Origin of the sequence: Paenibacillus mesotrionivorans (genome assembly GCF_046098205.1) — a bacterium.
GTDB lineage: Bacteria > Bacillota > Bacilli > Paenibacillales > NBRC-103111 > Paenibacillus_AR > Paenibacillus_AR mesotrionivorans.
This window is the reverse complement of record NZ_JBJURJ010000004.1, coordinates 235,851-262,259: the sequence shown is the minus strand read 5'-3', so window position 1 is coordinate 262,259 and position 26,409 is coordinate 235,851. Positions and strand designations below refer to the sequence as shown.

The window sequence follows — 26,409 nt, the reverse complement described above, 5'->3', positions numbered from 1 at the left end:
ATGGCGCTTCTTCTATAATCAAGGTGCACGAGAGAAAATTACCGATCTTATAAGGGAGGCACATCAAGCATGATGAAAAAAGCGGCATTCACGGCGATGAGCGTGGTTCTGGCGGCAGGCCTTACCGCATGCGGCGGCGGAAGCGACAATGGCAGCGGGAGCACCGGAGCATCCGCGGCACCCTCCGCCGGAGCAGGAGCCACCAAGGCTCCAAGCGGCGAGAAGGTCAAGCTGACGTATTGGACCGGCGACCGTCATGATACGGATTATATCAAGGAAGTCATCCAGAAATTCAACACCACCAACAAGGATAATATCGAGGTTGAAATGGTGGTGCGCTCGGAGGATTTCGACCAGGCGCTGGACCTGGCCTTTACCTCGGCTCAAGCTCCGGATATTTTCCGCACCAAGGAAAACACCATTCAGATGCATTACAAGAAGGGCTACATGGCACCCTTGGACGGTTATCTCACCCCCGAGCTGAAGAGCAAGTTCCCGGCTATGGACGAGCTAAACTCCTTCGACGGCAAAATGTACAGCCTGCCCAACTACGGCACCACCATGCGGCTGGTCTACAACGTGGATCTGTTCGAAAAAGCAGGCATCAAGAATCCGCCCACCACCCTGAAGGAAATGGTGGAGGACGCCAAGAAAATCACCGCAGTGGGCAAGGCCAGCGGCGCCTACGGCATCGCCTTCAACCTGAAGAGCCCCAACAGCGCTCTGGGCCGCTCTGCCCGGCTGATTGCAGAGTTAAGCGGCTACGGCGGCTTCGGCTACGACTTCAAAACCGGCCGCTTCGACTTTAACGGCTGGAAGGACATCATCAACTCCTTCAAGCAAATGAAGGATGACGGCAGCATGCTGCCGGGTGTGGAATCCCTGGACATCGACCCGCTGCGCGCCCAATTCGCCGAAGGCAAAATCGGCATGTACATGTCCTTCTCCTCCGAACCGGGCGTATACAAGAATCAATTCCCTGCCAAAATCCGCTGGGCAGCGGCTCCCGCTCCCACCGTTACCGGTGAAGTGAAGGGTGCCTCCGGCTTCCTGGGCGGTCAATGGCTGGCCATCAGCAAGGATTCCAAGCATAAGGACGAAGCCTGGAAGTTCCTGAGCTACATGTACCAAAATGAGGTTCTGCAAACGTACCATGAGAAGGGCTTCGGCATCTCCATGGTTCCTGAAGTGGCTGCCAAGGCCAAAGCTCCGGATATCGGCGGCATCGAAGGGTTCCTGCCCAATAAGTCCGACGGCGTATGGCCCATCTCCCCCACCGTCAATGTACAGGGCATCAAGTATTATGATGCGTTCTTCAAGTACATGCTGGAGGGCGGCGACCTGAACAAGATGGTTGACGATCTGAACAAACGCTATAATGACGCATTGGATAAAGCCGTTGCAGCCGGCGAAGTCAAGGCAAAGGCCATTCCGGATTTCGATCCGGCGAAGCTTGGCGGCAAGTACGCCAAATAATGACCCGGCGGTAAATGAAAGGCGGGAAGGCACAGAGGGAATCTGCTGTCACGCCCGCCTCTTTTATGCCCGGGACCCGATCCTCACCGCCTGAAAGGAGGAGCATCATGAATTCCATCCGTAAAACCGTCTTTTCCTATAGTTTTATTTTACCGAGTCTGTTTCTGACTCTGGCCCTGGGAATCTACCCTATCGCCTGGGCCATGCGCTACATGTTCTATGATTACAAGGGGTATGGCCAGGAGCGCTTCGTGGGTCTGGATAACTTCCGGCAGCTGTTCCAGGACGGCCAGTTCTGGGACTCTGTCATCAACACCTTCGTGTATGCGGGCGGCAAGCTGATCATCACCCTGCCCCTGTCCCTGGTGCTGGCGGTTCTGCTTAACCGGGGCCTCCGGGGGCGGCATTTCCTGCGGGCCGTGTACTTTATGCCTACAGTCATCAGCTCGGCGGTTATCGCCGTTGTGTTCTTCAATATTTTCAACTCGTATAACGGCATCCTGAACCAGTACCTGATGAAATGGAATATCGTGGACCGGAGCGTGGACTGGCTGGGCGCCGATCTGGCCATGCTGACCACCATTCTGGTGGCCGTCTGGGGTGCGGTGGGCAACTATATGTTGCTTTTTATCGCCGGACTCCAGAACATCCCCGAGGATGTGTACGAAAGCGCCGCCTTGGACGGGGCCAACAAACCCCAGCAGTTCTGGTTCATTACCTTGCCCATGCTGGGTCCGGTATTGCAAATGGTTATTATGCTGGCCATTATTAATGCCCTTAAGGGTTATGAAAGCATCATGGTCTTTACAGAGGGCGGCCCCATCGGCAAAACAGAGGTCATGTTCCTCTATGTTTACAAGCTGTTCTTCCCTATAGCGGGCCAAGGCAACCTGGTGGAGCAGCAGATGGGCTACGGCAGCGCGGCAGGCTTTGTCACCGCTCTGATTGTGGGCAGCATCACCCTTATTTACCAGCTGGCCTCCAAACGTTTGAACCGGTTGTAAGCGGCTTTGCGGCGGTGCCGCCGCAGCTGCAGAAAGGAGCATTCCGACATGAGCACACAGCTATCCGTACCTCTTGGGACCACTCCCGAACGGCGGTTTTCCGCCGCCAGGGTATTGAGCAAAACCGTCCTCTGGCTTTTCCTGCTGGGCATGGCCTTCCTGACGGTGATTCCCGTTCTTCTGGCCTTTCTCGGCTCCTTCAAAACCAATGCGGAGCTGACGGCGGGTGCCACCTTCTTCCCGTCTTCCTGGCAGTTCTCCAACTATGTCCAGGCCTGGCAGCAGGCCAACTTTTCCCGGTTTACCCTGAACAGCCTGTGGATCAGCGCCACCGTCACCGTGGGCACCCTGATCGTCACCGCCATGGCCGCTTACGTGGTGGACCGGATGAATTTCCCCGGCAAACGCATCTATGTGGGGATTCAAGCGGCAATGATGTTCATCTCCATCGGCGCCGTAGTGCTGCGCCCCCAGTACAATCTGATGATCAAGCTGCATCTGCACACCTCGTTGTGGGGCGTCATCATTATCCTGATCAGCGCCCATGCCTATATTTTCTTCATCCTGCTGAGCTTCATGGGAGCGATTCCCAGGGATCTGGATGAGGCAGCCCTGATCGACGGCTCCTCCCCCGCCTCCACCTTCTGGCGGATTATCCTGCCGCTCTTGCGTCCGGGATTGGGTGTTGCCGCTTTGTTCACCTTCCGCGGAGCCTGGAACGAGTATCTTCTGCCGCTGGTCTTCACCATGAGCAGCCCCAAGCTGCAAACCCTGACCGTGGGCCTGGCCAATCTGCGCTACGGCGCTTCGGCCGCTTCCCAAACCCACTACATGATGGCGGGAGCGTGTTTGTCCATCCTGCCGCTGCTGTTGGTCTACATGCTGGCCAACAAGTCCTTTATGCAAATGACGGCGGGGTCCGTAAAAGGCTGAGTTTTTCGGCTCCACCTTAAATTCCGGGATAAAAAAATGAAAATCCGGCCCGGGGACAGCGGGCCGGGGCCTTTATAATGAAGGCGTAACCAAAAATTAACCCCCCATAAGTGACAAGATGCTTTGGGGCCAATAGTCCGATCCGGACGGTTCGCACATCGCACAAGACTTTCATTTTTTTACTATCCTATCTGCCCAGGAGGTTTACCGCATATGTCTCTGCCCATCATCGGCGATCTGAAATCCAGCAGCGTTATTGTCCGTCATCCTGCCAACCCCATTCTCACTCCGGCGGATGTGCCTTATTCTCCGGCTTTGGTATTTAATGCCGGCGTCACCAAGTTCCAAGGCAAATATGTCATGGTGTTCCGCAATGATTACGGCGATCCCGTTAACAAGACTCTGCTGCCGGCCGGTACCACCAATCTGGGTCTGGCCTACAGCGACGACGGCGTCAAGTGGGATGTGCAGCCCGGCCCCTGCTTCGGTCTGAATGATAAAGAAATCGTGCGCACCTACGATCCCCGGCTGACGGTGATCGACGGCCGCGTGTATATGTGCTTTGCGGTGGATACCAAACACGGCGTCCGCGGCGGCATTGCCGTCACCGACGACTTCGAACACTTCGAGGTTCTGTCCATGACAGCCCCCGACAACCGCAACATGGTGCTGTTCCCCGAAAAAATCGGCGGGCGTTATGTGCGTCTGGAACGTCCTTTCCCGGTATACAGCCGGGGCGGCCAAGACCGCTTCGACATGTGGATTTCCGATTCCCCGGACCTGAAATACTGGGGCAATACCGAGTTGCTGCTGGCCGTGGAGCAGGTTCCCTTCGCCAACGACAAGCTGGGCCCGGCGGCGCCTCCCATCAAAACGGACAAAGGCTGGCTGACCATGTTCCACGCTGTGGACCGCGATCCTTCCCGTGGCAAAAACGGCTGGGAGGATACCTGGAAGAAGCGCTACACCACCGGAATTATGCTTCTCGACCTGGAGAACCCGTACAAGGTTATCGGCATGAGCCAGGAGCCCCTGCTGGCGCCGGAGGCTGTCTACGAAAAGGACGAAGGCTTCCGCACCAATGTAATTTTCCCTGGCGGCATGATCCTCGAGGACAGCGGCGAGGTCAAAATCTACTACGGCGCCGCGGACACGGTGGAATGTTTGGCCACCGCGCATGTTGACGATCTGCTGGCTCTTTGTTTGAAAAAGTAAGGTGAAGCGGGGCCGGGTAAGTGGCCCCTCGGAAGCGGGCTGGCGGAGGGAGAACCTCAGGCCAGCCCGTTTTGGTGTGGGCGGGGCGGTGGCCCAGCACTTCTCCAGCCCCCTTCTCCATTTAGATGGGCAGCGCGGAAATAGCGGAAACAAACTTCCGCTACATACTGCCGGGCTGACATATTGGTGGAATAGCGGAAGCATTTTTCCGCTAACAGCTGCTAAGTTGGTACGCCGGTCGGAATAGCGGAAGCATTTTTCCGCTAACAGCGCAAATAGGCCAGGTATCCCGGCCGTTTGAAGGGGGATAACGGAAGCTGGCTTCCGTTATCCTCTTGTTTGCGCGGGCAGAAGGGAAATAGCGGAAGGTGACTTCCGCTATTTCCGCACCGCAGTCCTTTGATGGGCGACCGCGCTGCTCCTTTTCCGCTAGTCGCCCGGGGCAACCCCCTTAGCGGAAGCCATCCTTCCGCTATTCCAACATTTTGGCCCTGCGGGCCCCCAATAGCGGAAGCCCCGCTTCCCCTATCTGCGGCACCGGGCCGCATTTCCACCCCAACAAAGCGTGATAGCGGACTCTTCCCTTCCGCTATCACGCTTTCACTCCACCGCGAGACCGGAATAGGGGAAGCCTGGCTTCCCCTATTCCTTCCCTGCCCCTCTCGCGGCCACCCCACTGAAAAGCCCCCGGCCGTTATCTCCGGCCGGAGGCTTTTCCCCACACTACAAATGGATCCCTGCGTCGAACTGATCCAGGTCATCATCCGACGGATCAAACAAACCCGGACCAGGGGCCCGGAACTGCTGGGCGGCATTCCTTGCCACCATGGCCTCCGCTTCCTCTCTGGTATCAGCGTGCCGCTTATACCGGGGCAGCTCCGCGGCTTCCTCCCCTGCCAGATAGGCCTCCGGCAGATCCTCCGTCACCGTATGGGCCGGGATGGGGACTCCTGCCAAGTCGTAGGCATTGTTGTATACCTCCTGCTCCGGCTGCGCCTCTGTCTCCAGTAAAACCCCTCCATGGGCCTGCGCAATCTCCAAGGCCGCAACCAGGTCCCCCTGGCGGATGGTCAACTGGAGCACCGGCTTGTGCTCGGGGTGGCGGTGCTCCAGCATCTGGCCGGTGAAACCCAGCTCCTGCAGAGTGTCCAACGCCAGCAGAGCCGCTTTTTTGTCCTCAAATTGAAAATAAATGGGAGCCAGCATTGTAAAGGTCCCCTTTCTTGGCCATATGCACGTTTTGGTCACCTAGCTAGCTTACCCGCAGGTTGCCTTTTTCTTGCATAGCACCAATGTACCTTCGGGAGCAGCCATTTATATGCATGTTTGCCTCCAATGACGTTGGGCTAGGTTCGCTGCCCTCACCCAATCAGCCCTGTCCTACAGCCCGTTCATGCCGAACATCCGCGAGGCCATCTTGCCGAAGAAATAACCCAGCGGCAGCATCACTACCGCTTGCAGCAGGTCCCCGTTCAGCAGTCCGCACAGTAATCCCAGCCAGGCGCAGGCCGGTCCTGTAAGGCTGCCACCCGCTTTGACGAAGGCCTCCATACGCACCGTATCCTTCCACGGGAAAAGCCGGACATACTCCTCCGTGGCCGCTTCCCGGGCAAAGGATTTGGACATCCAGGCGAACAGCGCTCCTGTGGCCACAGCCACGATCAGACGGATGGTGCTATTGGGGCAAACAGCCACTGCCGTTGTAGCCGCCAGCAGCAGCATTCCCGCCAGCTTAAGCTTGGAGCCGTTGCGCAAAATCCCCTTGATAAGGGACTCCGCCAGCACATTCTCCTGGGTGCGCTCCTTAAACAGCTTGCGGGAGGCCGGAAACAGGAAGGCCCGCTTCTTCTTGGACCTTGTTTTCCGCGGAACACGGTATCCGGCTGCGCTCATAAGCATCCCCGCCAGCTTCATCCGTTCCTCCCGCTCCCGCTGGGCATCCTTATAAAAGGTGCCCCTGGCCCGGATCCGGGCGGGTACCAGCCAGAAAAGTGGCGCCGCCAGGCACAGCGCAATCAGCGCCGCATAAAGATGGCTCACCGACGTCCAGTGGGTCAGGAAGCCAAACACGGCAGCCAGCACCGGAGTGGCGATAATCCGGATGACCACACTTCTCCAGCCGGATGCCGCCAGCTCCAGCTGCTGCTTGCCCAGCATCAGGTAGATTTTGACCAGGTACGTCAGAAGAAACAGGAACACCGCCTCCAGCGGATTGACCCCGTAGCCATTGCGCAACAGGGGGTACAGAAGCACTCCCATTCCTGCCAGCACCAAGGCACTCGAGATTAAGGAAAAGGCCGTCCCCGTCCGCATTAGCTTGCGGAACCAGGAGGTCCGTTGGACCAGGAAAAGCTGGTCCGCCTCCTCCACATAATACCGGATGGTACCGGTAATGGCCGCCACGAACAAATAAGCCCGGAACACGGTATAGGGCACCATTTCCAGCCAAACGGGCGTCCCCTTCCACCAGGAGATATATTGATAAATCAGCACGGCGGCTGCGGGCAGCACAATATAAAGGGCGATGACCCAGTCTATGGCCATTTTCCATGCCCGGTATTGGAACCCTGCATTGCTCCGGATCCGCTGCCAGGCTACTTTTTGGGGAGTGAGCATGTTACTCATCTTGGGAAGCCTCCTATTCGAAGTTGCTTACGGGAACGGCCTTGCCTTGCGGCAAAGCTTAGGGTGCGTATGCCCATCCTAAGTAAGCGCATGAAAGCAATCGAACAGAGATGCCCCGGGCAACCCGCATTTGGCGCGGATATCCTGCATTTCGCCCGAAGCGATCAGCTTGCCTTCATTCACCAGTAGAAAAGAGCTGCAAATCCGCTCCGCCGTATCCAGCACGTGGGTGGACATCAGGACGCCCGCTCCGCGTTTGCGCTCCGAATCCAGCATGTCGAGAAACTCCTTAATGGCCCGCGGGTCCAGCCCGATGAAGGGCTCGTCCACGATATACAGCTCCGGCTCATGGATGAAGCCGATGATAAGCATCAGCTTCTGCTGCATCCCTTTGGAAAAACCCGTAGGCAGATCATGCTTTGCCCCCGTCAGACGGAAGCGCTCCAGAAGCTCCGTGGCCCTCGCCTCGAAGGTGGCGTCATCCAGACCGAATGCCGAGGCCGCCAGCCGCAGATGCTCCCACAGGGTAAGCTCATCGTACAGCACGGGATGCTCGGGAATGTACGCGTAATTGGGCGATCCACCGGGAAACTCCACCTTGCCCTTCACATCCTTGAGCAACCCCAGCACCGCCTTGATGGTGGTGCTTTTGCCTGCGCCGTTGGGGCCGATCAGCCCCACCAGTTCCCCTTCCCCCACCGTAAATGCAATATCCGAAATGACGCGGCTTCTGCCCTCATAACCCGCTTCCTCGATTTGAACCGTCAATTTTCCCATTAGCAGCCTACCATCCCTTCCACACACCTTAAAATCAATAGTCTCATTATAGCAGGCTTTGGCAAGCCGGGCACATCCTGTCTGGAAAACATTGGACTTATCGCCGAACAGCCTGCCCCAGGCCCTTCTTCCGGTGAAACCGCCACGGGGCTAAGCCGTATAAAGGCATATCGGCAAGAACATTTCAAGGAGATGATCAGTATGGAAACCTGGGAGTACAAAACCCTCAAGGTAGAAACAAAAGGCTTTTTCGGAGGCAAGGTTGACCTGCACGAATTAGAGGAGGAGCTCAATGCCCTGGGCGGTCTGGGCTGGGAGCTGGCTAACACCTTCGACACCAGCATGGGCCAAGGGGCCTCCCGAGAGGTCGTTTGCATCTTCAAAAGAAAACGTACATAAAGTGAATCAATCCGGCCTGCTGAGGGCCGGTTTTTTTATCAGCCAAACTCTACCTTTCCCCGCAAATCCAAACCGCCGTAAGATAAGGAGAACATACATATCAGGATTATTCGGAAAGACGCGGAGGTTTTCGTATATGGGAGTCAGACGCTTAACTGCGGCCAACCACACAGAAGTGCTTACCCTGTTTGGGAATGAAATGGACCATTACCATTTTCTTCTCGATGATTTGATATGGAACGGCTACGCGGGGGAACATTTTCTCGTATTCGGAGAATTTGAGTCAGGACGGCTGATGTCTTTGCTGCTGAACAACTTCAATAATCTGACCTATTATAGTCCTGATGACCGGGAACCGGAGGCTTACCGGCATATTCTGAGACAGCTATCCTTTGCCAAGGTATCCGGTCCCGACAGCTTGGTCCAACGGGTCTGCCGGGATTACACCCCCTCCAGAAACACTCTTTCCCACCTGGGCATGGTAAAGCAGGCCGTTCCTCTGAGCCGCTCCCGGGGTACCGCTGTTTGCACGATAACCGCTCGAGAAGAGCTGCGGGAGCACTACCGTCTCCTTGTGTCAGCGGAAGAATATGCCGGCTTATCCGGCGACGAAGAGGGGTACATCAGCCGGGAGTGGAACAGGCTCGCCTCCTCCCCTGACCGGACAGTCTATCTCCGTACGGATGGCAGGATGGTGGCAGCCGTCTCTACCTTCCACGAGCGGAAGCAAAGCGCCCTTATTACCGGCGTAGTAACCCATCCGGATTTCCGGAACAAAGGATATGCTGCACAAGTGCTGACGGCACTGTTTAACCTTCTGCTGCAGGAGGGGAAATTTCCGTATTTGTTTTACACCAATCCGGCGGCCAGGAGCGTCTATCTCCGCGCAGGAATGGTGGAGATTTGCCCCTGGCGGGTAACACTGCTGGAGAGGGATAACGGCAGCTAGTAGCGTATTCTAGGAATTGTGGAGGGAGCGCGCACATGTAACGTGACTCCCAACCTCTTCCGAAATGTAAAAGTGCAGTTATTTTGTAGACAAACCTTCGTTTTACGGTCTATCCTGCAAAAGTGCAGTTATTTTCGTCAGATGTGAGCAAGATGTGCCCCGCTGAGGAAAATAGATGTACTTTTGCATTTGAGGGCAGGAAGAGGCGGAATTCCAGCAGAATAGCTGCACTTTTGCAGGATAAGGCCAGATTTGTTTGATCTTTGTACCATACGGAGTGGGGTTAGATCCAAAAACAACCGAAAAAACGGCAAATAAGGGCCGTGGTGTCCGTTAGCCGTCGTATAGCACCCCCTCCCCCACCTCCTCGCACCACCACCCAAAAAAAGCCGCCCCTCCTCCCGGGCAGGAGAAGGAACAGCCTTTTGCAAGCCGAGGCGGCGCCGTCGCTTGTCTGTTCTATTTGGCCTTTTCCATAAAGGCCTTGATCTTGGAGTCGTCAATATCATAGCCCATATCGGCCGTGGCATTCTCCACCGCCCAATCGTAAACGCCGATGGTCGACTGCTGCTGGCCGTCCTTGATAAACACAAGCGTCGGCACCCACTTGATTTGGGTGAGCCCGTATTTGCCCGAGGCCGCCATCTTGGCATAGGCCTTGTTGTTGCTTTCATTGAAGGTGTCGATCCGTTCCACCTTGATTCCGGTCTGGCTGGTCAGCTTGTCCAACACCGGCATCACCTTGTGGCAATGGGGGCAGCTGTTGCCCCAGACCAGCAGGATAAAGGTGTCCTTGTTCTCCAGCTTCTTCTCGATGGTGGGGCCGTCGCTGGAAACCTGAAAGTTGCTGATCCAGGCCTTTTCCTTTAGATAAAAGCGGAGGTTTTCAGCATTAGCCAGCGTTTCCGCCGGAATCGGCTTTTGGCCGAAATAGAAAGAGGTCCGGTGGTTGCCTTCATAAATGACCTTCATCACAGGCAGCTTCTCCGGCGCCGCATCCCCGTCCAGAGCGCTGTACACCGGAACCTTCAGCCGGGCATCCTTCTGAAGCTCCAGCAGCTTCTTCAGATCGGCCTCCGACAGCTCCTGCTTGCCGGCTATATCCTTCACCAGCCCGTCCAGCTCCTTCTCCTGGTCGGCATTCAGCTTGCCGTTTTTCACCAGATTCAGCGCCTTGCGGTAATTCAGCATTACATTGTTAAGCTGGTCCTTGCTGTTGGCGTTACCGGCCAGCTTCAGCTTGGACAGTCCTGCTTCCAGGCTACGCACTTCCTGATAACCGGCAATCAGCTTCTGGTTGTCCTTCTCGTACTTGTCCAGCTTGCTTTTGTCCTTCGCCACATCGATGGTCACCAGATCGAACTTTTCTGACTTGGACAGCTCTGTCAGCGCACCAAGCAGGCTTTGGGATTGCGGGGAACTGTCATAATAAAGGACAACGCCGTTCTGGATGGTTTCCAACTCGGTATTTTCCCCCCGCGAAGCCTCATTCCCCGTCTTGCTTCCGCAGCCGGCGGCCAGCGCTCCAAGAAGGACCAAAGCCAACAAACTTTTGGCCAATTTCAACTTCCGCACCTCATTTCACTATGTAAAAAATAGGATACAAAAATAATACCCCAAAATACACCGGTCTGACCAGCGGCTTTTTTCCTGTTAATTCCATTTGGGTGGGAGTCTTCCGCAAAAAAGCAAAAACGGCCGGATTCCCGGCCGTACGAATAACGGTTTTTTTATTCAACCCGGACCCTCTTAAAACCAACCGAAGATCAGCTGGTAGATCACATAGGCGAGGGCTATGGAAATCGGAATCGTAATAATCCACGTCATGACCATCTTGCCGACTACACCCCAGTTAATGGACTTGTAGCGGATGGCCGACCCGGTACCGATAATGGACGAGGTAATAACGTGAGTCGTGGACAAAGGCAGACCCAATGCTGTACCCGATTGAAGGATGACCGTGGAGGTCAGGTCCGATGCGAAGCCATTCATCGGTTCGATCTTGATGATCTTGCGGCTGACGGTTTCGATGATCTTCCAGCCGCCGATGGACGTACCCAGCGCCATGGAGGTGGCGGCAGCCAGCTTGACCCATATCGGAACGGACATATCCGAGTGGAAGTTTCCCGCTACCAGGGCAAATACGATAATCCCCATTGCCTTCTGGGCATCATTGGCCCCGTGGGAGAAGGATTGCAGACCCGCAGACACAATTTGCAGCAGCCGGAAGTTCCGGTTCACCTTGCCCGGGCTGCGATTGCCCAGCACCTTCACGATCTGGCGGATCAGAACCAGCATCAGAAAGCCCAAGCCGAATGCCAGGAAGGGAGAAAGGATCAGACCCAGTACAATCTTTTGGAAGCCGCCCCAGTGAAGAGCGTCCATGCCCGCACCGGCAATAACCGCACCGGCCAAAGAACCGATAAGCGTATGGGAGGACGACGACGGAATGCCGAAGTACCAGGTGAGCAGATTCCACAGGATAGCCGAGATCAGCGTAGCGGTGATAATCTCCATACCGTTGCTGACGTGGAACGGATCGGCGATGCTGCCTCCTACGTTTTTGGCGACGCCGTCAAACAGAATGGCTCCGACAAAGTTCAGCACAGCGGCCATCAAGATGGCAACTCTCGGTGAAAGGGCTTTGGTGGACACAGCAGTAGCGATAGCATTGGCCGTATCATGAAAACCATTGATGAAGTCGAACAACAAGGCCAAAGCAACAATAATAATGATGAATGTCACGAAAAATCCCCCTGAACGTTTCCTTGAGTCTAACAAGAGCTGTCATGTGCTCCATTTGCCATCATATCACAATTTAATCGTCTTGTATTAAGATTTTGTAAACAAAGCGACATCTTTCATCGTAAACTTTCAGCCAAGTTTAACAAAATGTTTATATTTTCCCCGCAATATTTGTAGTATGGCTATCCCTTGGAAATTTCATCCGCTGTACCAAAAAACGAAAAAACCCTACCGCCCTGACTGCAGGGCGCATAAGGTTCTTCTGTAAAAGATGCTGTGAAGGGATTAGCGGCCGGGATTCAGCTTGTTCAGGAAAAAAAGAGCAAGAGTCCCCGGTCCAGAGTGAGCGCCTACCGCACCGCCAATCTGGGATATGATGAATTCCTTGGAGCCGAAGCGCTCCCGGATCATGTCGCGCAGACTGTGGGCCGCTTCGATATCGTCCCCATGGGAGATACCGATGACCTGCTGGTCTTGGCTGATCCCCCGCTCCGCCATAATGGCTGCCATCCGGTCCAGGACCTTGCGCCGGCCACGCAGCTTCTCGATGGGGATCAGCTTGCCATCCTCCACGTGCAGCACCGGCTTAATATTCAGAAGCCCACCGATAAAAGCGGCGGTTTTACTGACACGTCCGCCCCGGTACAGATACTCCAGATTATCCACTGTGAAAATATGCTCCATATGAAGGGCATGGAACCGGATTGCCTCGATAATTTCATCCTGGCTTTTGCCTTCTGCAGCCAGCTCCGCTGCCATCAGCACCACCAGACCGAAGCCCATGGAAGCGCATTTGGTATCGATAACCTCAAGCTTCACATCCGGGTAATCCTCAAGAATTTCATTCTTCGCCAGGACGGCGGACTGGTAGGTTCCGGACAAAGCGGAGGAAAATGCCACATAGATGCAGATATCGCCGTTTTCGGCATGACGCTGGAACACTTCCCGGAAGATTTGAAGTGGGACCTGGGCCGTTTTGTAAACCTTGCCCTCCCGCATACCCCGGAACATCTCCTGGGGGTTCATGGTTTCTCCGTCCCGGAATTCCTGGTTATCCAGGTAAACCATTAGCGGGAGCACTTCTATGCCATGCTGTGCCACCAGTTCCTTGGGAAGATCGGCAGCGCTGTCGGTTATAATTTTGACGGTCATTCAATCCATTCTCCTTCCTCGTCATGCGCGTTCGTCCCCTCAATTGTACACTAAACCTGTACGAGTGCGAAATAGCCCTTTCATAAATGTTGGCAGCTTCTGCCCAGGGAGCCGTTCTCGCACCAAAAACCCGGGCAGGCCCGGGTTTGGCAGACATCATTTGTAGAAAAATGGTTCAGGCTTCACCGGACACATGGCTCCGCCGTCTGGGCAGAATGCGCAGCCCTTCAAAATAGGTGGACAAATATAGATTATCCTTGTCGAAGGCCACATCCGTCACAGGGAAACCGGTGACCGCCGAGCACAGGTGGAACCGGTCCTTCCAATACAGAACCTGGTACAGGCCCCTGCTGGTGCAGGCATAAATCCGGCCCTCGCAGGATTCCAGCGAAAAAATCCGGATCCCCTTATAGTGGTGGGTATTGAAGCGCCCCCGCTTATCTCCGGCGACTAAATTCCCCAATCCGTCGGCCCCCAGTAAATAACCGTGGAGCACACAAAGGCTGGATACGGAGCTCCCCACCTTAAACTCCTCGGAGGACTGGGTGTACCGGTCAAACAGGAAAATGCCTGTAGAACGGGCCATGAATATCATCTGCGGCGTCATAAACAGATCGAACACCGCCTCTTCGGAGTAGCTGGTCCGTACCCAATTATCGTTGAACCGGTACCACAATCCGTTGCCCGTGGCCACATAGAGGACTCCGCCCTTGCTTCTCAGCCTGTAGCAGGGCACCGTTATCTTGGTCGTCCGCCAGCCGTCTTCCCGCAGCTGGAACAGTCCTTGCTCCGTGCAGGCAAAGATTTGGCCATCCTCTGCTTCCAGCCGGTTGACCGTAACGCCAGCCGGAAGCTCATGGGGAAGGCGGGACCAGGCAGCGGTATTGTCGATGCGGAAGATGCCTTCATTCACCGCGGAAGCGTACAGCCTGCCGTCTTCAGCTGCAGCAACGGAGGTCAGCAGCAGTCCGTGCTGGTTTTGCTCATGGAGGAGCGAGTGATTGGTAAGCATCTAGCATCTTTCCTTTTCACGTGGGATCGTTTCCTCCATGTTAATTGATAATGATTATCATTGTCAACAAATGTTTTCTGACAATTTCTCCTCTCTGGCCGACACCGCCTGGTTCAGCGCCGACAGGAATCCCTCTGCCACCGCCGCCAGAATATCGTTATGGATGCCGCTGCCCCGGAAGGTCCGGTTTTCCTCCGTACGGACGGTAATCTGCGCTTCTCCTTGGGCGGTTTCCGAGGCGGAGAGGGAATGGATCTCCATATCCGTCAGCTCCAGCGGGAAGTCCACCGCCTGCTTCATACAGGCCACAATCGCCTCCACGGGGCCGTCCCCTGCGGCGGCATAGGTGTTTTCCGCGCCGGTGCGGTTGTTGCGCAGGGTAACGGAGGCCACCTTAGCCTTGCGGTGGTTGGAGACCACCTGAAAATCCGTCATGGAATACGGCCCTGCGCCGCCTCCCGGAGTTTTGTCGAGAATCCGCAGCAGATGCGCGTCGGAAATCACCTTGCAGGCGTCGGCCTCCTCTTTGAACTGCTCGGTAAAACGTGCCAGCTCCGCTTCACCCAGAGTCACTCCGTACCGCTCCAGGCGATGCTTCAGAGCGTGGCGCCCGGAATGTTTGCCCAGTACAATCATATCCCGGGGGATGCCCATTCTTTCCGGGTCCATAATCTCGTAGGTGCTCCGGTTCTTCAACAGTCCGTCCTGGTGGATGCCCGCTTCATGCTGGAAGGCGTTGCGCCCGACGATGGGCTTGTTATACGCAATGGGCAGATTCATAATCCGGCTGACCATCCGGGAGGTCTCATAAATTTGAGAGGCATCGATGCCGGTCGAGAGCCCGCTGTCCTGGCCCCGGGTGGCGATGGCCATCGCCAGCTCCTCCAGGGAGCAGTTGCCCGCCCGTTCGCCGATGCCGTTAATGGTCACCTCCACATGGGTGGCTCCGCCGGCAATGGCCGCCAGACTGTTGGCCACGGCAAGACCCAGATCGTTGTGGCAATGGGCGCTGTATTCCACCCTGTCGCCGCCCCGGACATTGGCCCGCACCCTACGGAACAGGTTCCCGTATTCCTCCGGCAGGGCATACCCCACCGTGTCGGGAATATTAAGGATGGTGGCGCCTTCGGCAATCACCGTTTCCAGCATCTCATACAAGAATTCATCCCCGGAGCGGGTGGCATCCATAGGAGAAAATTCGATGGTATCCACAAATTGCTTTGCATATGCCACCATGTCGCGGGCGATCTGCAGCACCTGCTCCCGGCTTTTTTTCAGCTGAAAATCCATATGAATCTGGGAGGAGGAAAGAAACAGATGCAGCCGGCGTCGGTTGGCATCACGGGTAGCGTTCACGGCGGCGTCAATGTCGCTTTTCACGGCCCGGCCGAAGCCGCAGATTTCGGTACGCTGCAGCATCCTGGAAATCTCCTGAACGGCCCGGAAATCCCCAGGGCTGCTGGCGGGGAAACCCGGCTCGATGGTATCGATGCCCAGCCTCTCCAACTGACGAGCCAGAACAATCTTCTCCTCCGGATAGAGGCTTGCACCCGGCGATTGCTCGCCGTCGCGTAAGGTTGTGTCAAAAATGCGGATTCTGCGGTTTTCCATAGTTTGGTCATCCTCCTTGGGTGGGTTGGTTAGTTGTCTCTGCCGCAACGCCAAAAGGCCTGCCGGTCTCCTTCATGTCTGAAAGAGACGGCAGGCCATCATGTCCTGTCGCGGTACCACTCTTGTTGGTCCGGCGCTGATCCGGACCCGCTTAGCCGCAGCGGAGGCTCCGCTGCGCGCCCGGTAACGAGGGCTAGGCCGTCCGCATGTACTTGTAGTTAGCCCTCTTGGGGAGAGGGCAGTTCACGTTCCATGCGGCCATTCACGGGCGAGGAAGGAGCCGGACGCCGCCGCGTTGCACCAATTCCGCGGCTCTCTGTTAGGCGTCGGGGGCTCCCGCTCCCGGTCTTTATGTTTATGTTGTATGCGGGAGGAGTGGCAGAAAAACATCAAAAAGCCTGCCGCCCCTCCCCGTGTAGGGAAGAGACGACAGGCTTGTAACCGTCGCGGTACCACTCTTCTTGATTTGCCCTGAGGCGCTCTTCATGGGTTCATGAAGCACCGGCAAATCCGCTTTGTGCGGCATCATGGCCTCGGCCATAATCCCGCCATCCCGTTACGGGGATGAACCGTCGGCATATACTGGTTTCCCAGGCGGTGAATTTGCCTGCTGAAACGTTCCATACCGCCGCTCCCGGATGAGTCTTCCGGTTCTTCACCCGCCGCGTTGCACCGTGTCGCGGCTCTCTGAGGGTGTGAATGTCCCGTACTGATTCCGATCATAGCGTGTATTGTTATGAGAATTTTCTCATAACTTTAGCATAGTCACAAGAGAGTGTCAACCCCTCGTTCATTGGTGGAAGGCGCATGGCATGGAGGATCTCCACTGCACAGCACAGCATAGCCCAGTTCACTTCATTTCAGTTCCGCAGGCGCCCCTACCGTATCTTCCCCGTTCACGCCCTTTCCGTCCATTATCCCATTGGCTCAGGTTTTTCAACTGTTCCTGAGCTAGTGGGATAATGCCCGACAAGGGGGACCAAGGGCGTAGGGAGAGCTGTGTGTGCCCCTTTCTGTCACCATCCCATTGGCTCAGGTTTTCCAACTGTTCCTGAGCTAGTGGGATAGTATCCAACAAGGCAACCGGAATAGCAGCCTTCCAACCGTTCCTGAGCTAAGGGGATAATGCCTGACAAGGGGGGGCCGTAGGACATAGTGGCGGCCCTACCCAGCCCGCCCGCCTGGCGCCCCTTGTTAGTCCCGGAGCCGGACCAGGAAGGTCCGGATTTCATATGGTTTGACAGACAGCAGCAGCTCGGGGCCTTCCATCGGCTCACCCAACGAGCGCTCCAGCAGGTCGCATTCCTGGTATGACAGCACACCCCAGTCCCCGGTCAGCCGCACGGGACCCCGTTTGCCGGCGAATTCATGCAGACGCACCACTATATCGCCGGAGTCCTCCGCTTTTTTCACTGCATCAATGAACACGTGGGACGCATCCGTGCGGAACAGAGAACCCTCCGGCACCCGAAGCGCTCCGGGAGCGCAGACCAGCGGGCTGTTCAACGACCACGCCTCTTGGACGGTGCCTCCCTCATACCAATCGCCATTATGGGGATACAGCGCATAGGTAAATACATGCTCCCCCTGATCGGCGGTTTCATCCGGCACCATGGCGGATTTGATCAGTGTCAGCTGCATGATGTTGTCCTTGATGGCGTAACCGTACTTGCAGTCGTTCAAAAGACTGACCCCATAGTCCCGCTCCGACAGGTCCGCCCATTGGTGGCCTACCGTTTCGAAGCGCGCCCAGTCCCAGCTTGTGTTCCAGTGGGTAGGCCGCTTCACATTACCGAACTGGATGTCGTAGGTAGCCTCAGTTGCCCGGATGTCCACAGGAAACGCAACCTTCAGAAGCTGCCTGGACTCATGCCAATCCACATGGGTCTGAAAGTCCAGCCGGCGGGAGTAGCTATAAGCAACCAGGGTCTGCTCGATCCGTGAATCCAGATAGCGGTAGACAAACCGGATGGAGGCATACAGCGGACCACAGGCGGTTAGCTCCACAATCTCCAGGTGGGTGACAGGCGTCATTTTTTCCGTATAAAAAATGTCGATATCCCATGCCTCATGCCTGCCCTTGGGCCGGTCCTCAAACACCTGGAGCTGATTGCCCAACGCCCCCGCCGCCAGCACCTCGCGCTCCGCCGCCCGGTCATAGATCCGGGTCAGCTGCCCGGAAGCGTTCCACTCCAGCAGATAAAAAGGCGTCTCCAAGCTTCCTGCCTCATAGGTAAAAGGCTGCTGCAGATTACTTTGTTCTCGGGTACCATCAGACTGCTGCAAATCACCTCGTGCTTCGACCGGGGCTCCATCCGCTTGCATCAGCTTCACCGCCCCCATAGCCGGAACAGGGCCGGCTAATACAGCAAGCACTGCTCCCTCCCGCTGCACCGGAAGCGCCCGGCCGCCGCCGTCCACATAAACGGGAGTCTCATCACCGGGGGATGCCAAAGGAATCCTGACCACCTCCTGCCTCGGGAAAGAAGCACTGTTGAGAATGGTGTACGTCTCCGGCCCGACTGAATCGTTGCTGTGGGCAGACTCGGCCAGGGGCTCCAGCGCGGCTTGCTTGACAGCCTGCCCCAGGGCTTCCGCCTGCGCATATTCCATACGGCTGTCCTCGTACACCTCCCGGATGGAGGAGCCGGGGATAATATCGTGGAACTGGTTGCGGAGAATAATCCGCCACCCCTCAGCCAGATCCGGCTGCAGGAAACCTGCCCAGTTGCCGGACACCGCCCTGGAAACCGCCCCCAGCCATTCCGCCTCCCGGTAGTCCAGCTCCAGCTTGCGGTTCATCCGTTTGTTGTACGCCTGGCTGGTGTAGGTGCCTCGGTGGAGCTCCAGATACAGCTCCCCGTCCCAGGTATGAACATAGGCGGGGGAGGCGTCCAGCGTTTCTTTCAGCTCGCGGAAGTATTCATCCGCACGGCCTGTGGTTACCTTCGGCAGCCCAGGCATATCCTCCAGCCTGCGGCGCACCTCCAGCATCTCCCGGTTGACCCCGCCTCCCCCGTCGCCGTACCCGTAAGCCAGCAGCAGCTTCCGGTTCAGCTCCTTGTTCCGGTAAGCCTTCCAGATGCCCTGCACCGTATAAGGCGTGATTAACCCGTTGTAGGTGTAGAAAAAAGAGCCCTCCTGATGGCCCGGATCAGGGGTGGTAATAAAATGGGCGGGAATCTCCGTACCGTCCATCCCCCGCCACAGAAAGGTATCATGAGGCATCCGGTTGTACTGGTTCCAGCTGATTTTGGTGGTCATGAACATCTCGATGCCGCTTTTTTGGAGAATCTGCGGCAGAGCCCAGCTGTAGCCGAAAACATCCGGCAGCCACAGGTACTTGCATTCCACCCCGAATTCATCCCGGAAAAACCGAGTCCCGTACAGCAGCTGCCGAACAAGGGACTCCCCGGAGGTCAGATTGCAGTCCGCCTCCAGCCACATAGCCCCTCCGGCCTCCCATTGGCCTTCCGCCACCCGCTCCTTGATGCGGGCATAGATGTCGGGATAATCCTGCTTGATGTAATCGTAAAGCTGGGGCTGCGTCTGCAAAAACAGGTACTCCGGATACTGCTCCATCAGCCGCAGCACTGTGGAAAAGGAACGCGCCGCCTTCTCCCGGGTATGCGCCAGCCGCCACAGCCAGGCCACATCAATATGGGTGTGGCCGACGCAGCGAACCTCCACCGGATGCTCCCGTTTCATCCGGCCTAGCCCCTCCGCCAGCACCGTATTGGCCTCGGCCACAGAGGCGTAGAAGGCCTCGGACCCGGGCCGGGACCAGTCCAGGCGCAGGAAGGCAGCGTCCAGCAGGGACAGGAGTGACGCGTGGTCCGGATTGTCCTCGGAGAGCTGCTTTACCGTCTCCAGAGCCGACCACGCGGTAAAAAACAGGTCATCCGCCGCTTCATCCAGCCAGCACAGCTCCGCCCGATTCAGGCGGTGCTCCGGCACGGCGTTAGGCTGGTATCCGCCCAGCCCGGACCACAGGCGGAAATCCAGGCGAAGGGTTTCACCCGGAGCCGCCTCCGTCAGAAAAACCTCCTGGTGGTTGCTGTCCACCCCCTGCCAGGGGTCGCCGTTGACATACAGGAGAGATTCGAAGCCGCTGTTGTTGCCGCCTCCCGTCTGCCCAAAATCGAAGCGGCCCAGTACCCTGCGGCCCTGCCACTCTGCGGGCACCGTTACCGAGGCCGACAGCCACAGATAACGGTCCCGCCCGCTCCAAGCGCTTCCTTGTTCCACGATACGCCCGGGCTCCCCACCGGAGGGGATGGCTGGAGCTTCATTGTTCCCGGCGCCTGCTTCACGCGGACGGGCCCCAATCTCCCCATGGGGATCCTCGGTCAATATCATTCCTCCGATCGCCCGCGCATCCCTGTATCTGAAGGGATCAAGGGTCCGGATGCGCTGCTCCAGCTTTTCCACTGTCCAAAACATGGCTTTATCCTCCTTTGATTTCACTGAGTTTGTTGAGTCCTACACACTCTCACCCGGCGCAAGGCGCGGGGGGATCCAGATTTTGGGCGGTGCATCCGATGGCTCTCTGCCCTCGGCCAAACGGATGACCCGTTCAGCGGCGGCCGCCCCCATCTGGGCGTAGGGCACCTCAATGGAGCTGAGACTAGGCACCATGTAGCGGTTGGCCTGGGCTGTGTTGTCGGCGGACATGACATACAGGTCCCGGCCAACAGCCAGCCCCAGCCCGGCGGCGGCCCGGTACACCAGAGCGCTTGCTGCAAACCAATTGCACAGCACCGATGATGGCTGAGGAAGACCGGCCATCAGCTCGGTCAACGCTTCCGGCTCGTCTAGGCTTAGCCGGAAGATCCGGGGAGATTCCCCCCTCTCCCCCATCCAAGCCTCATAGGCCGCCAGGCGGTGGCGGTCCCCCCAGCGGGGCTCACCAGGCTTGCCGTGGTAAGCCGCAATATATACCGGGTAACCTCCGGTTCGCTGCCAAATATAGTCCAATGCCATGCGGATGCTTTCGCCGTAATCCATCAGGATGGACAGGACATTGACTTCGTCCGGATAGCCCTCCACGGAGATGAAGGGCAGGCCCGCTTGCTGCACCAGGGCGGCGAAGGCTTCATCCGCAAAGCCCGTAGTATCCTTGGTCAGAAGCCCGTCGATCCGGCGTTCCTGATAGAGGGCCAGCAGCTCCTCCTGCTCCTGGGGCTGGCCGTTTTTGCCATAGAGAAGGAGTTGGTAACCCGCTTGCATGCAGCTCTGCTGTGCCCCCTGGAGCACCTGCAAAAACATCGGATTGTCCAAATTGCCGTAAGCGGCAATGGTACGGCTGCGGCCGGTGCGCATCCCTCTGGCCTGGGCATCCACCCGGTATCCCAGTTGGGCGATGGCATCCAATACGGCCTGGCGCCTGTCCGGACTGACGCGGATGCCCGGCGTCCGGTTCAGCACGGCGGAGACTACCGCCCGGGAGACCCCGGCCAGCTTGGCTACATCTTGGCTGGTAGGCCGTTTCATGGGTTTAGCTCCTTTGTATGAGGATAATGATGATTACTATGTGCGGTGGCGGTGACGGTGGCGTAACGGAACGGAGCGGACCTTAGAAGGCAAAAATGGAGCTTCGGCAGCTGTAACGGAACTGAGACGCCGTTAAACGCCTGAATTCGCTATTTTTCCCGCAAAAGTTTGCTCTAAGAGCCTCTTGGTTCCGTTAGAATCGTAACGGCTCGATTTTGCACCGCTAAGAGCTTCTGAGTTCCGTAAGCTTGGATCATAACATTCCCGAGTGATAACACGTGTACTGATGAGCCTATGATAACACGTGTAATCACCCTCCGTCCATCCTTTTACCCAAAAGATGTCCCCGTGTAGTTTTATCATGTTAAGCTTATCCACAACTCTACTAAAAACTACATTTGTCCATATGTATCCTGCTTCGCTCCATTCGAAAGCGGGCCGGCGCCGGATATAATGGAGGTGACGCGATACTTTGCCAATTGCGGCGTGTTCTGAGATGATGCGATATTTTCCAAATACGCTTACGATGCCGGCTTTCCTGACGGAATGCCCAGTTTACGCTTACGGTGCCGGCTTTCCTGACGGAATGCCCAGTTTATGCTTACGATGCCGGCTTTCCTTGCGGAAAGCCCTGAGGAGGTTTCCCTGTGTCCATTTCTTTTGACCGCGAGAGCAAGCTGTTCCATCTGCAAACCCGCACCACCAGCTACGTCATGTCCCTGATGGAGGGCGGTTATCTGACTCATCTCTACTGGGGCAAAAAGCTCCGTTCTCCCCAATTGTCCGATCTGCTGATCTTCAAGGACGTGGCGTTTTCCCCCAATTTGACGGATAACCGGACGGTTTCCCTGGATACGATTCCCCAGGAGTACCCGGCGTATGGAGCCGGTGATTTCCGCGAGCCCGCTTACCAGGCTGAGCTTTCGAACGGCACAAAAATTACCGAACTGACCTATGTGTCCCACTCCATCCAAAAAGGCAAACCCGCTTTGGAGGGGCTGCCCGCGGTGTATGTGGAAAACGACAGCGAAGCCGATACGCTGGTTATCGTCCTGGAGGACAAGCTGGCCGGACTGCAAGCGGAGCTTTCGTATACGGTTCTGGAGGAGCTGGATGCCATTACCCGCTCCGTCCGGTTCAGCAATACCGGCTCCGCCCCGTTGAAGCTGCTGCGGGCCTTATCCCTCAGCGTGGACTTTCACGGCGCGGGTATGGAGCTGATCCAGCTCTCTGGAGCATGGGGGCGGGAACGCCACATTGTCCGCCGTCCGCTGGTATACGGCTATCAGGGCGTCAACAGCAAACGCGGGGCCAGCAGCCATCAGCAAAACCCGTTCCTGGCGCTGGTTTCCCCCGGAACCGGTGAAGAGCATGGGGATGCCTACGGACTGAACCTCGTGTACAGCGGCAATTTCACCGCATACGCCGAGGTGGACCAGATCCAGAATACCCGCGTGGCCATAGGTATCAACCCCTTTGGCTTCAATTGGCTCCTGGAGCCGGGCACCGCCTTCCAGACTCCCGAAGCCGTGATGGTGTATTCCGCGGAAGGACTGGGCGGCATGTCCCGCACCTACCACCGCCTGTACCGCACCCGTCTCGTCCGGGGCTTCTACCGGGATGAACCCCGTCCGGTGCTGGTCAACAATTGGGAGGCCACCTACTTTGATTTTAACGCCGACAAGATTGTCGCCATCGCCGAAACAGCCAAGGAGCTGGGCATTGAGCTGATGGTGCTGGATGACGGCTGGTTCGGCAAGCGCGATGACGATACCACCTCTCTGGGAGACTGGGTGGTGGACACCAACAAGCTGCCCCAGGGTCTGGACGATCTGGCGCGGCGCGTCAACGCACTGGGCCTGCAGTTCGGCCTGTGGTTCGAGCCGGAGATGGTATCCCCGGTCAGCGAGCTGTACAAGGCCCATCCTGACTGGTGCCTGCATGTGCCGGACCGGCGCAGAAGCACAGCGCGGAGCCAGCTGATTCTGGACCTGAGCCGTGAGGATGTATGCACCTATATTATTGAGGCCGTATCCGCCATTCTCGACTCCGCCCCCATCTCCTATGTGAAATGGGACATGAACCGCCATATGTCGGAGGTGGGCTCCGCCCTTCTGCCCGCAGAGCGCCAGGGCGAAACCGCCCACCGCTACATGCTGGGGTTGTACAAGGTGATGGACGCCATCACCACCCGCTTCCCGAAGGTACTGTTCGAAAGCTGCTCCGGCGGCGGCGGACGGTTCGACCCGGGCATTCTCTACTACATGCCGCAAACCTGGACCAGCGACAACACGGATGCCGTGGAGCGGCTCAAAATCCAATACGGCACCAGCCTGGCCTATCCCGCCAGTGCCATGGGCGCCCATGTTTCCGCCGTGCCCAATCACCAGGTGCACCGGACGACTCCGCTCTCCATGCGGGGCGACGTAGCCATGTCCGGTAACTTCGGGTATGAGCTGGATCTGACGGTATTTACCGAGGAGGAAAAAGAAGCGGTTAAGGCCCAGGTGGCTTTCTATAAGGAAATCCGCACCCTGGTGCAGCAAGGGGATATGTACCGGCTGAAAAGCCCCTTCGAGGGCAATGTGACGGCATGGATGTTTGTATCCGCCGACAAGAACGAAGCCCTGGCCGGTTACTTCCAGGTGCTGGCGGAGCCCAATGCCCCGCGGGCAAGGGTCCGTCTGGCCGGGCTTGATCCCGAGAAGGACTATCTGTTGAAGGAAACCGGAGAGGTGTACGGAGGCGACCGTCTGATGTATGCCGGCCTGCCCGTCCCGGACCTGGGCGGGGACTTCAAGAGCAAGCTATACCATTTGACCGCAGTAGAAAAATAAAAAATACGCCAAAGCTTGGCGTATCATCAGGCAGCGTTCGTCCGGCCATCCGGAGAACGCTGTTTTTTCACTTTTATAACCCGGAATAATCTTGAATCATGGCGAGGAACTGGTCCACAGCGGGGTTGGACCTAATCTTGGGCAGGACGAGTTGAACATACACTGCGCCTATATCATCCGCCGGATAGGATTGAATCCCCTCTCCCTCTGCCTCCGGCAATACATTCCGGGGCAACAGGGAGATTCCCATGCCCAGGGATACCGCCTTGATGATTCCCTCCACAGTATCGTATTGAATGACAGCGGGCTGGCGGGACGTGTTTTGGACTATCCAGGCTTCGAGCAGCTTGCGGTAAGGACAGCCGTTGAGCTTGGCCGCCACAATGGGTTGATGGGGAATTTCTTCATCGCTTAGATTCTTGGGTGCAATAAGCACAAGCTCCTCTTGAAACGAAAACACCGACGCCAGTCCCGGATGATTGAACTCGGTATTCACGAAGGCACAATCCAAATGTCCGTCTGCAACGGACTGTATCAGATCAGCCTGCAGGCCCGTTGTAACGGATAGGCCCACTTGCGGATATTGTTTTTGAAAGGCGGACAGCCACACCGGCAGCCTGTGCGCTGCAAGCGTTTGAGTGGCTCCGATATGTAAGGTTGGCGGGCTTTGTGCAAATTGGCTCTTGGCATTATCCAATAACCGGATCACTTGATCCGCATAGGATAATAACCGTTCTCCCGCTTCGGTAAGAGAAACTCCTTTGCTGTGGCGGATGAACAGCCCGGTGTTTAACTCCTCCTCCAGCCTGCGGATATGGGCGGTTACATTGGATTGGACATATCCCATTTTTTCCGCCGCTCCGGATATGGATTGGGCATAGGCCACCTCTCTAAAAATGCGCAACTCCAAGCTTTCCATAGGGGTTCCTTTCATCATCGAAACAGATGGATGGTATCAGTCCTAACTATTATACAGTACCTTCGGAAAAGATATAATAAAGGCATAAACTTTAGAAAAAAGAAGGTTATATCATGGATATGAAAAACAAGGTTGTCCTTGTAACCGGAGGCGGGACTGGAATTGGTAAGGCCACCTGCAAACGATTTGCGGAAAGAGGAGCCAAAATCGTACTGAACTATAACCGATCGGAGCAGGAAGCGGTCCTAACGGGAAAGGAACTGAAGGATAACGGTGCGGAGGTTCTGCTGCTTCAGGCAGATGTGTCTTGCGATGACGAAGTCCGCGAAATGGTAAAAAAAGCGGCAGACCACTTCGGGGGTGTCCACTTCCTGATAAACAACGCAAGCATAACCAAGCAAATTGAACTGTCCGATCTGGAAGCGGTGACCGATGATATTTGGCGTAATCTGCTGGATGTGAATGTAAAAGGGATGTTTTATTGTGCGCGGGCGGTTGCACCTGTGATGAAGCAGCAAAAAATGGGGTCGATTTTGAATATGGGCAGCATTGCCGGCATTACCGGCTCCGGCTCTTCTCTGCCCTATGCCGTATCCAAGGCGGCTGTCCACGGACTGACGAAATCACTGGCCCATGCCCTTGCCCCGGAAATACGTGTAAATTGTATTGCCCCCGCCGCGGTTTCGACGCGTTGGTGGAAAGGGGAGGAGGAGAAAATGAAGCGGTTAAGCGGACATCTTCCTTTACAACGGATATCCTCACCGGAGGATATCGCGGATTTAATATGTGCTATCGCTGCTCAAGATTCTATGACCGGACAAATTATCAGCCCGAATAACGGGATGGTCATATAAAGGTGAACCAGGAAGTGCCGGAGGACGGGTAGAACGCCGAAAAACCCGGCGCCTTCCCCCCCGGCATCAGCGGTTGGAGATGGCATCGAGCAGATCGCCGATATTGATTTCCTCCAGCTCCTCCAGCAGCTTGTCGGTTTTGGTTTTCCGCCGGAGGGTTCCGGTGAGGACAATCTGCAGGTCCTTGTTCCGGTCCACCAGCACCGAATCCACCTTCAGGGCATTGGACAACAATGCTGTAATCACCGCCAGCTGCTGAGGCGAAAGCTTGCCTAAGGAAAGGGGCAACCCTGTCGGGAACAGAGAGCCTTTGTCCGGTTTGCCGTTCTTTCCCCGCTTGCCGTTGCTGCAGCCCTTGCCCTTCTGTCCACCGCTGTACGCCGCCACTTCTGCCTGCCCTCCCTCCAG

The 26,409-nt window shown here is 56.6% G+C and carries 20 protein-coding genes and 1 other annotated feature; of the genes, 8 read left to right on the top strand and 12 right to left on the bottom strand.

Translation table 11 applies throughout. From position 1 onward, the window contains the following. The first annotated feature begins 69 nt into the window (after positions 1-69). The 4 genes from ACI1P1_RS07765 to ACI1P1_RS07750 all read left to right on the top strand — a co-directional run bounded on the left by ACI1P1_RS07765 (position 70) and on the right by ACI1P1_RS07750 (position 4,628). A complete protein-coding gene (locus ACI1P1_RS07765; protein WP_416215796.1) occupies positions 70-1,476 on the top strand; it encodes an ABC transporter substrate-binding protein in 1,407 nt (468 codons plus the stop codon). A 107-nt stretch (positions 1,477-1,583) separates the two neighbouring features. Continuing rightward, positions 1,584-2,480: a carbohydrate ABC transporter permease gene (locus tag ACI1P1_RS07760; RefSeq protein WP_416215795.1), complete on the top strand. Its 897-nt coding sequence runs from the start codon at positions 1,584-1,586 to the stop codon at positions 2,478-2,480. Positions 2,481-2,528: 48 nt separating this feature from the next. After that, complete coding sequence (locus tag ACI1P1_RS07755) at positions 2,529-3,413, top strand: carbohydrate ABC transporter permease (protein ID WP_416215794.1); 885 nt, start codon at positions 2,529-2,531, stop codon at positions 3,411-3,413. A 213-nt stretch (positions 3,414-3,626) separates the two neighbouring features. After that, positions 3,627-4,628: a glycoside hydrolase family 130 protein gene (locus ACI1P1_RS07750; protein WP_416215793.1), complete on the top strand. Its 1,002-nt coding sequence runs from the start codon at positions 3,627-3,629 to the stop codon at positions 4,626-4,628. 723 nt (positions 4,629-5,351) lie between these two features. Here ACI1P1_RS07750 and ACI1P1_RS07745 read toward each other — a convergent pair. From ACI1P1_RS07745 to ACI1P1_RS07735, 3 genes are all read right to left on the bottom strand, one after another. Next, entirely contained in the window at positions 5,352-5,834 is a 483-nt protein-coding gene (locus tag ACI1P1_RS07745; RefSeq protein WP_416215792.1) for a hypothetical protein, read from the bottom strand. Positions 5,835-6,008: 174 nt separating this feature from the next. Then, positions 6,009-7,253: an ABC transporter permease gene (locus ACI1P1_RS07740; RefSeq protein ID WP_416215791.1), complete on the bottom strand. Its 1,245-nt coding sequence runs from the start codon at positions 7,251-7,253 to the stop codon at positions 6,009-6,011. A 78-nt stretch (positions 7,254-7,331) separates the two neighbouring features. Then, positions 7,332-8,030 (bottom strand): ABC transporter ATP-binding protein, encoded by a 699-nt coding sequence (locus ACI1P1_RS07735; protein ID WP_416215790.1) that lies wholly within the window; start codon positions 8,028-8,030, stop codon positions 7,332-7,334. A 201-nt stretch (positions 8,031-8,231) separates the two neighbouring features. Between ACI1P1_RS07735 and ACI1P1_RS07730 the strand changes: the two genes are divergently transcribed. Further along, positions 8,232-8,429, top strand: coding sequence for a DUF4177 domain-containing protein (locus tag ACI1P1_RS07730; RefSeq protein WP_416215789.1), 198 nt, complete (start codon positions 8,232-8,234; stop codon positions 8,427-8,429). A gap of 136 nt (positions 8,430-8,565) precedes the next feature. Then, positions 8,566-9,378 (top strand): GNAT family N-acetyltransferase, encoded by an 813-nt coding sequence (locus ACI1P1_RS07725; RefSeq protein WP_416215788.1) that lies wholly within the window; start codon positions 8,566-8,568, stop codon positions 9,376-9,378. A gap of 459 nt (positions 9,379-9,837) precedes the next feature. Here the strand turns inward: ACI1P1_RS07725 and ACI1P1_RS07720 are convergent, their stop codons facing one another. From ACI1P1_RS07720 to ACI1P1_RS07690, 7 genes are all read right to left on the bottom strand, one after another. Continuing rightward, positions 9,838-10,944 carry a thioredoxin family protein gene (locus ACI1P1_RS07720; RefSeq protein WP_416215787.1) on the bottom strand — a complete coding sequence of 369 codons (1,107 nt, stop codon included), beginning with the start codon at positions 10,942-10,944 and terminating at the stop codon, positions 9,838-9,840. A gap of 183 nt (positions 10,945-11,127) precedes the next feature. Continuing rightward, entirely contained in the window at positions 11,128-12,123 is a 996-nt protein-coding gene (locus ACI1P1_RS07715; RefSeq protein ID WP_416215786.1) for an inorganic phosphate transporter, read from the bottom strand. A 285-nt stretch (positions 12,124-12,408) separates the two neighbouring features. After that, on the bottom strand, positions 12,409-13,275 hold the full coding sequence (locus ACI1P1_RS07710) for a DegV family protein (RefSeq protein ID WP_416215785.1): 867 nt from the start codon (positions 13,273-13,275) through the stop codon (positions 12,409-12,411). A 175-nt stretch (positions 13,276-13,450) separates the two neighbouring features. Beyond that, on the bottom strand, positions 13,451-14,287 hold the full coding sequence (locus tag ACI1P1_RS07705; RefSeq protein WP_416215784.1) for a ligand-binding sensor domain-containing protein: 837 nt from the start codon (positions 14,285-14,287) through the stop codon (positions 13,451-13,453). A gap of 63 nt (positions 14,288-14,350) precedes the next feature. Further along, positions 14,351-15,898 carry a 2-isopropylmalate synthase gene (locus ACI1P1_RS07700; RefSeq protein ID WP_416215783.1) on the bottom strand — a complete coding sequence of 516 codons (1,548 nt, stop codon included), beginning with the start codon at positions 15,896-15,898 and terminating at the stop codon, positions 14,351-14,353. Positions 15,899-16,317: 419 nt separating this feature from the next. Then, positions 16,318-16,630 (bottom strand) — a binding site (T-box leader). Positions 16,631-17,092: 462 nt separating this feature from the next. Next, entirely contained in the window at positions 17,093-20,341 is a 3,249-nt protein-coding gene (locus ACI1P1_RS07695; protein WP_416215782.1) for an alpha-mannosidase, read from the bottom strand. 39 nt (positions 20,342-20,380) lie between these two features. After that, a complete protein-coding gene (locus tag ACI1P1_RS07690) occupies positions 20,381-21,391 on the bottom strand; it encodes a LacI family DNA-binding transcriptional regulator (protein ID WP_416215781.1) in 1,011 nt (336 codons plus the stop codon). Between the two features lie 647 nt (positions 21,392-22,038). Here ACI1P1_RS07690 and ACI1P1_RS07685 point away from each other — a divergent pair. Further along, positions 22,039-24,228 carry an alpha-galactosidase gene (locus ACI1P1_RS07685; protein ID WP_416215780.1) on the top strand — a complete coding sequence of 730 codons (2,190 nt, stop codon included), beginning with the start codon at positions 22,039-22,041 and terminating at the stop codon, positions 24,226-24,228. 73 nt (positions 24,229-24,301) lie between these two features. Here the strand turns inward: ACI1P1_RS07685 and ACI1P1_RS07680 are convergent, their stop codons facing one another. Then, complete coding sequence (locus tag ACI1P1_RS07680) at positions 24,302-25,132, bottom strand: LysR family transcriptional regulator (RefSeq protein WP_416215779.1); 831 nt, start codon at positions 25,130-25,132, stop codon at positions 24,302-24,304. A 128-nt stretch (positions 25,133-25,260) separates the two neighbouring features. Here ACI1P1_RS07680 and ACI1P1_RS07675 point away from each other — a divergent pair, with 128 nt between their 5' ends. Continuing rightward, positions 25,261-26,001: an SDR family NAD(P)-dependent oxidoreductase gene (locus ACI1P1_RS07675; protein ID WP_416215778.1), complete on the top strand. Its 741-nt coding sequence runs from the start codon at positions 25,261-25,263 to the stop codon at positions 25,999-26,001. A 66-nt stretch (positions 26,002-26,067) separates the two neighbouring features. Here ACI1P1_RS07675 and ACI1P1_RS07670 read toward each other — a convergent pair whose 3' ends face one another. Then, positions 26,068-26,388: a hypothetical protein gene (locus ACI1P1_RS07670; RefSeq protein ID WP_416215777.1), complete on the bottom strand. Its 321-nt coding sequence runs from the start codon at positions 26,386-26,388 to the stop codon at positions 26,068-26,070. Between the last annotated feature and the right edge of the window lie 21 nt (positions 26,389-26,409).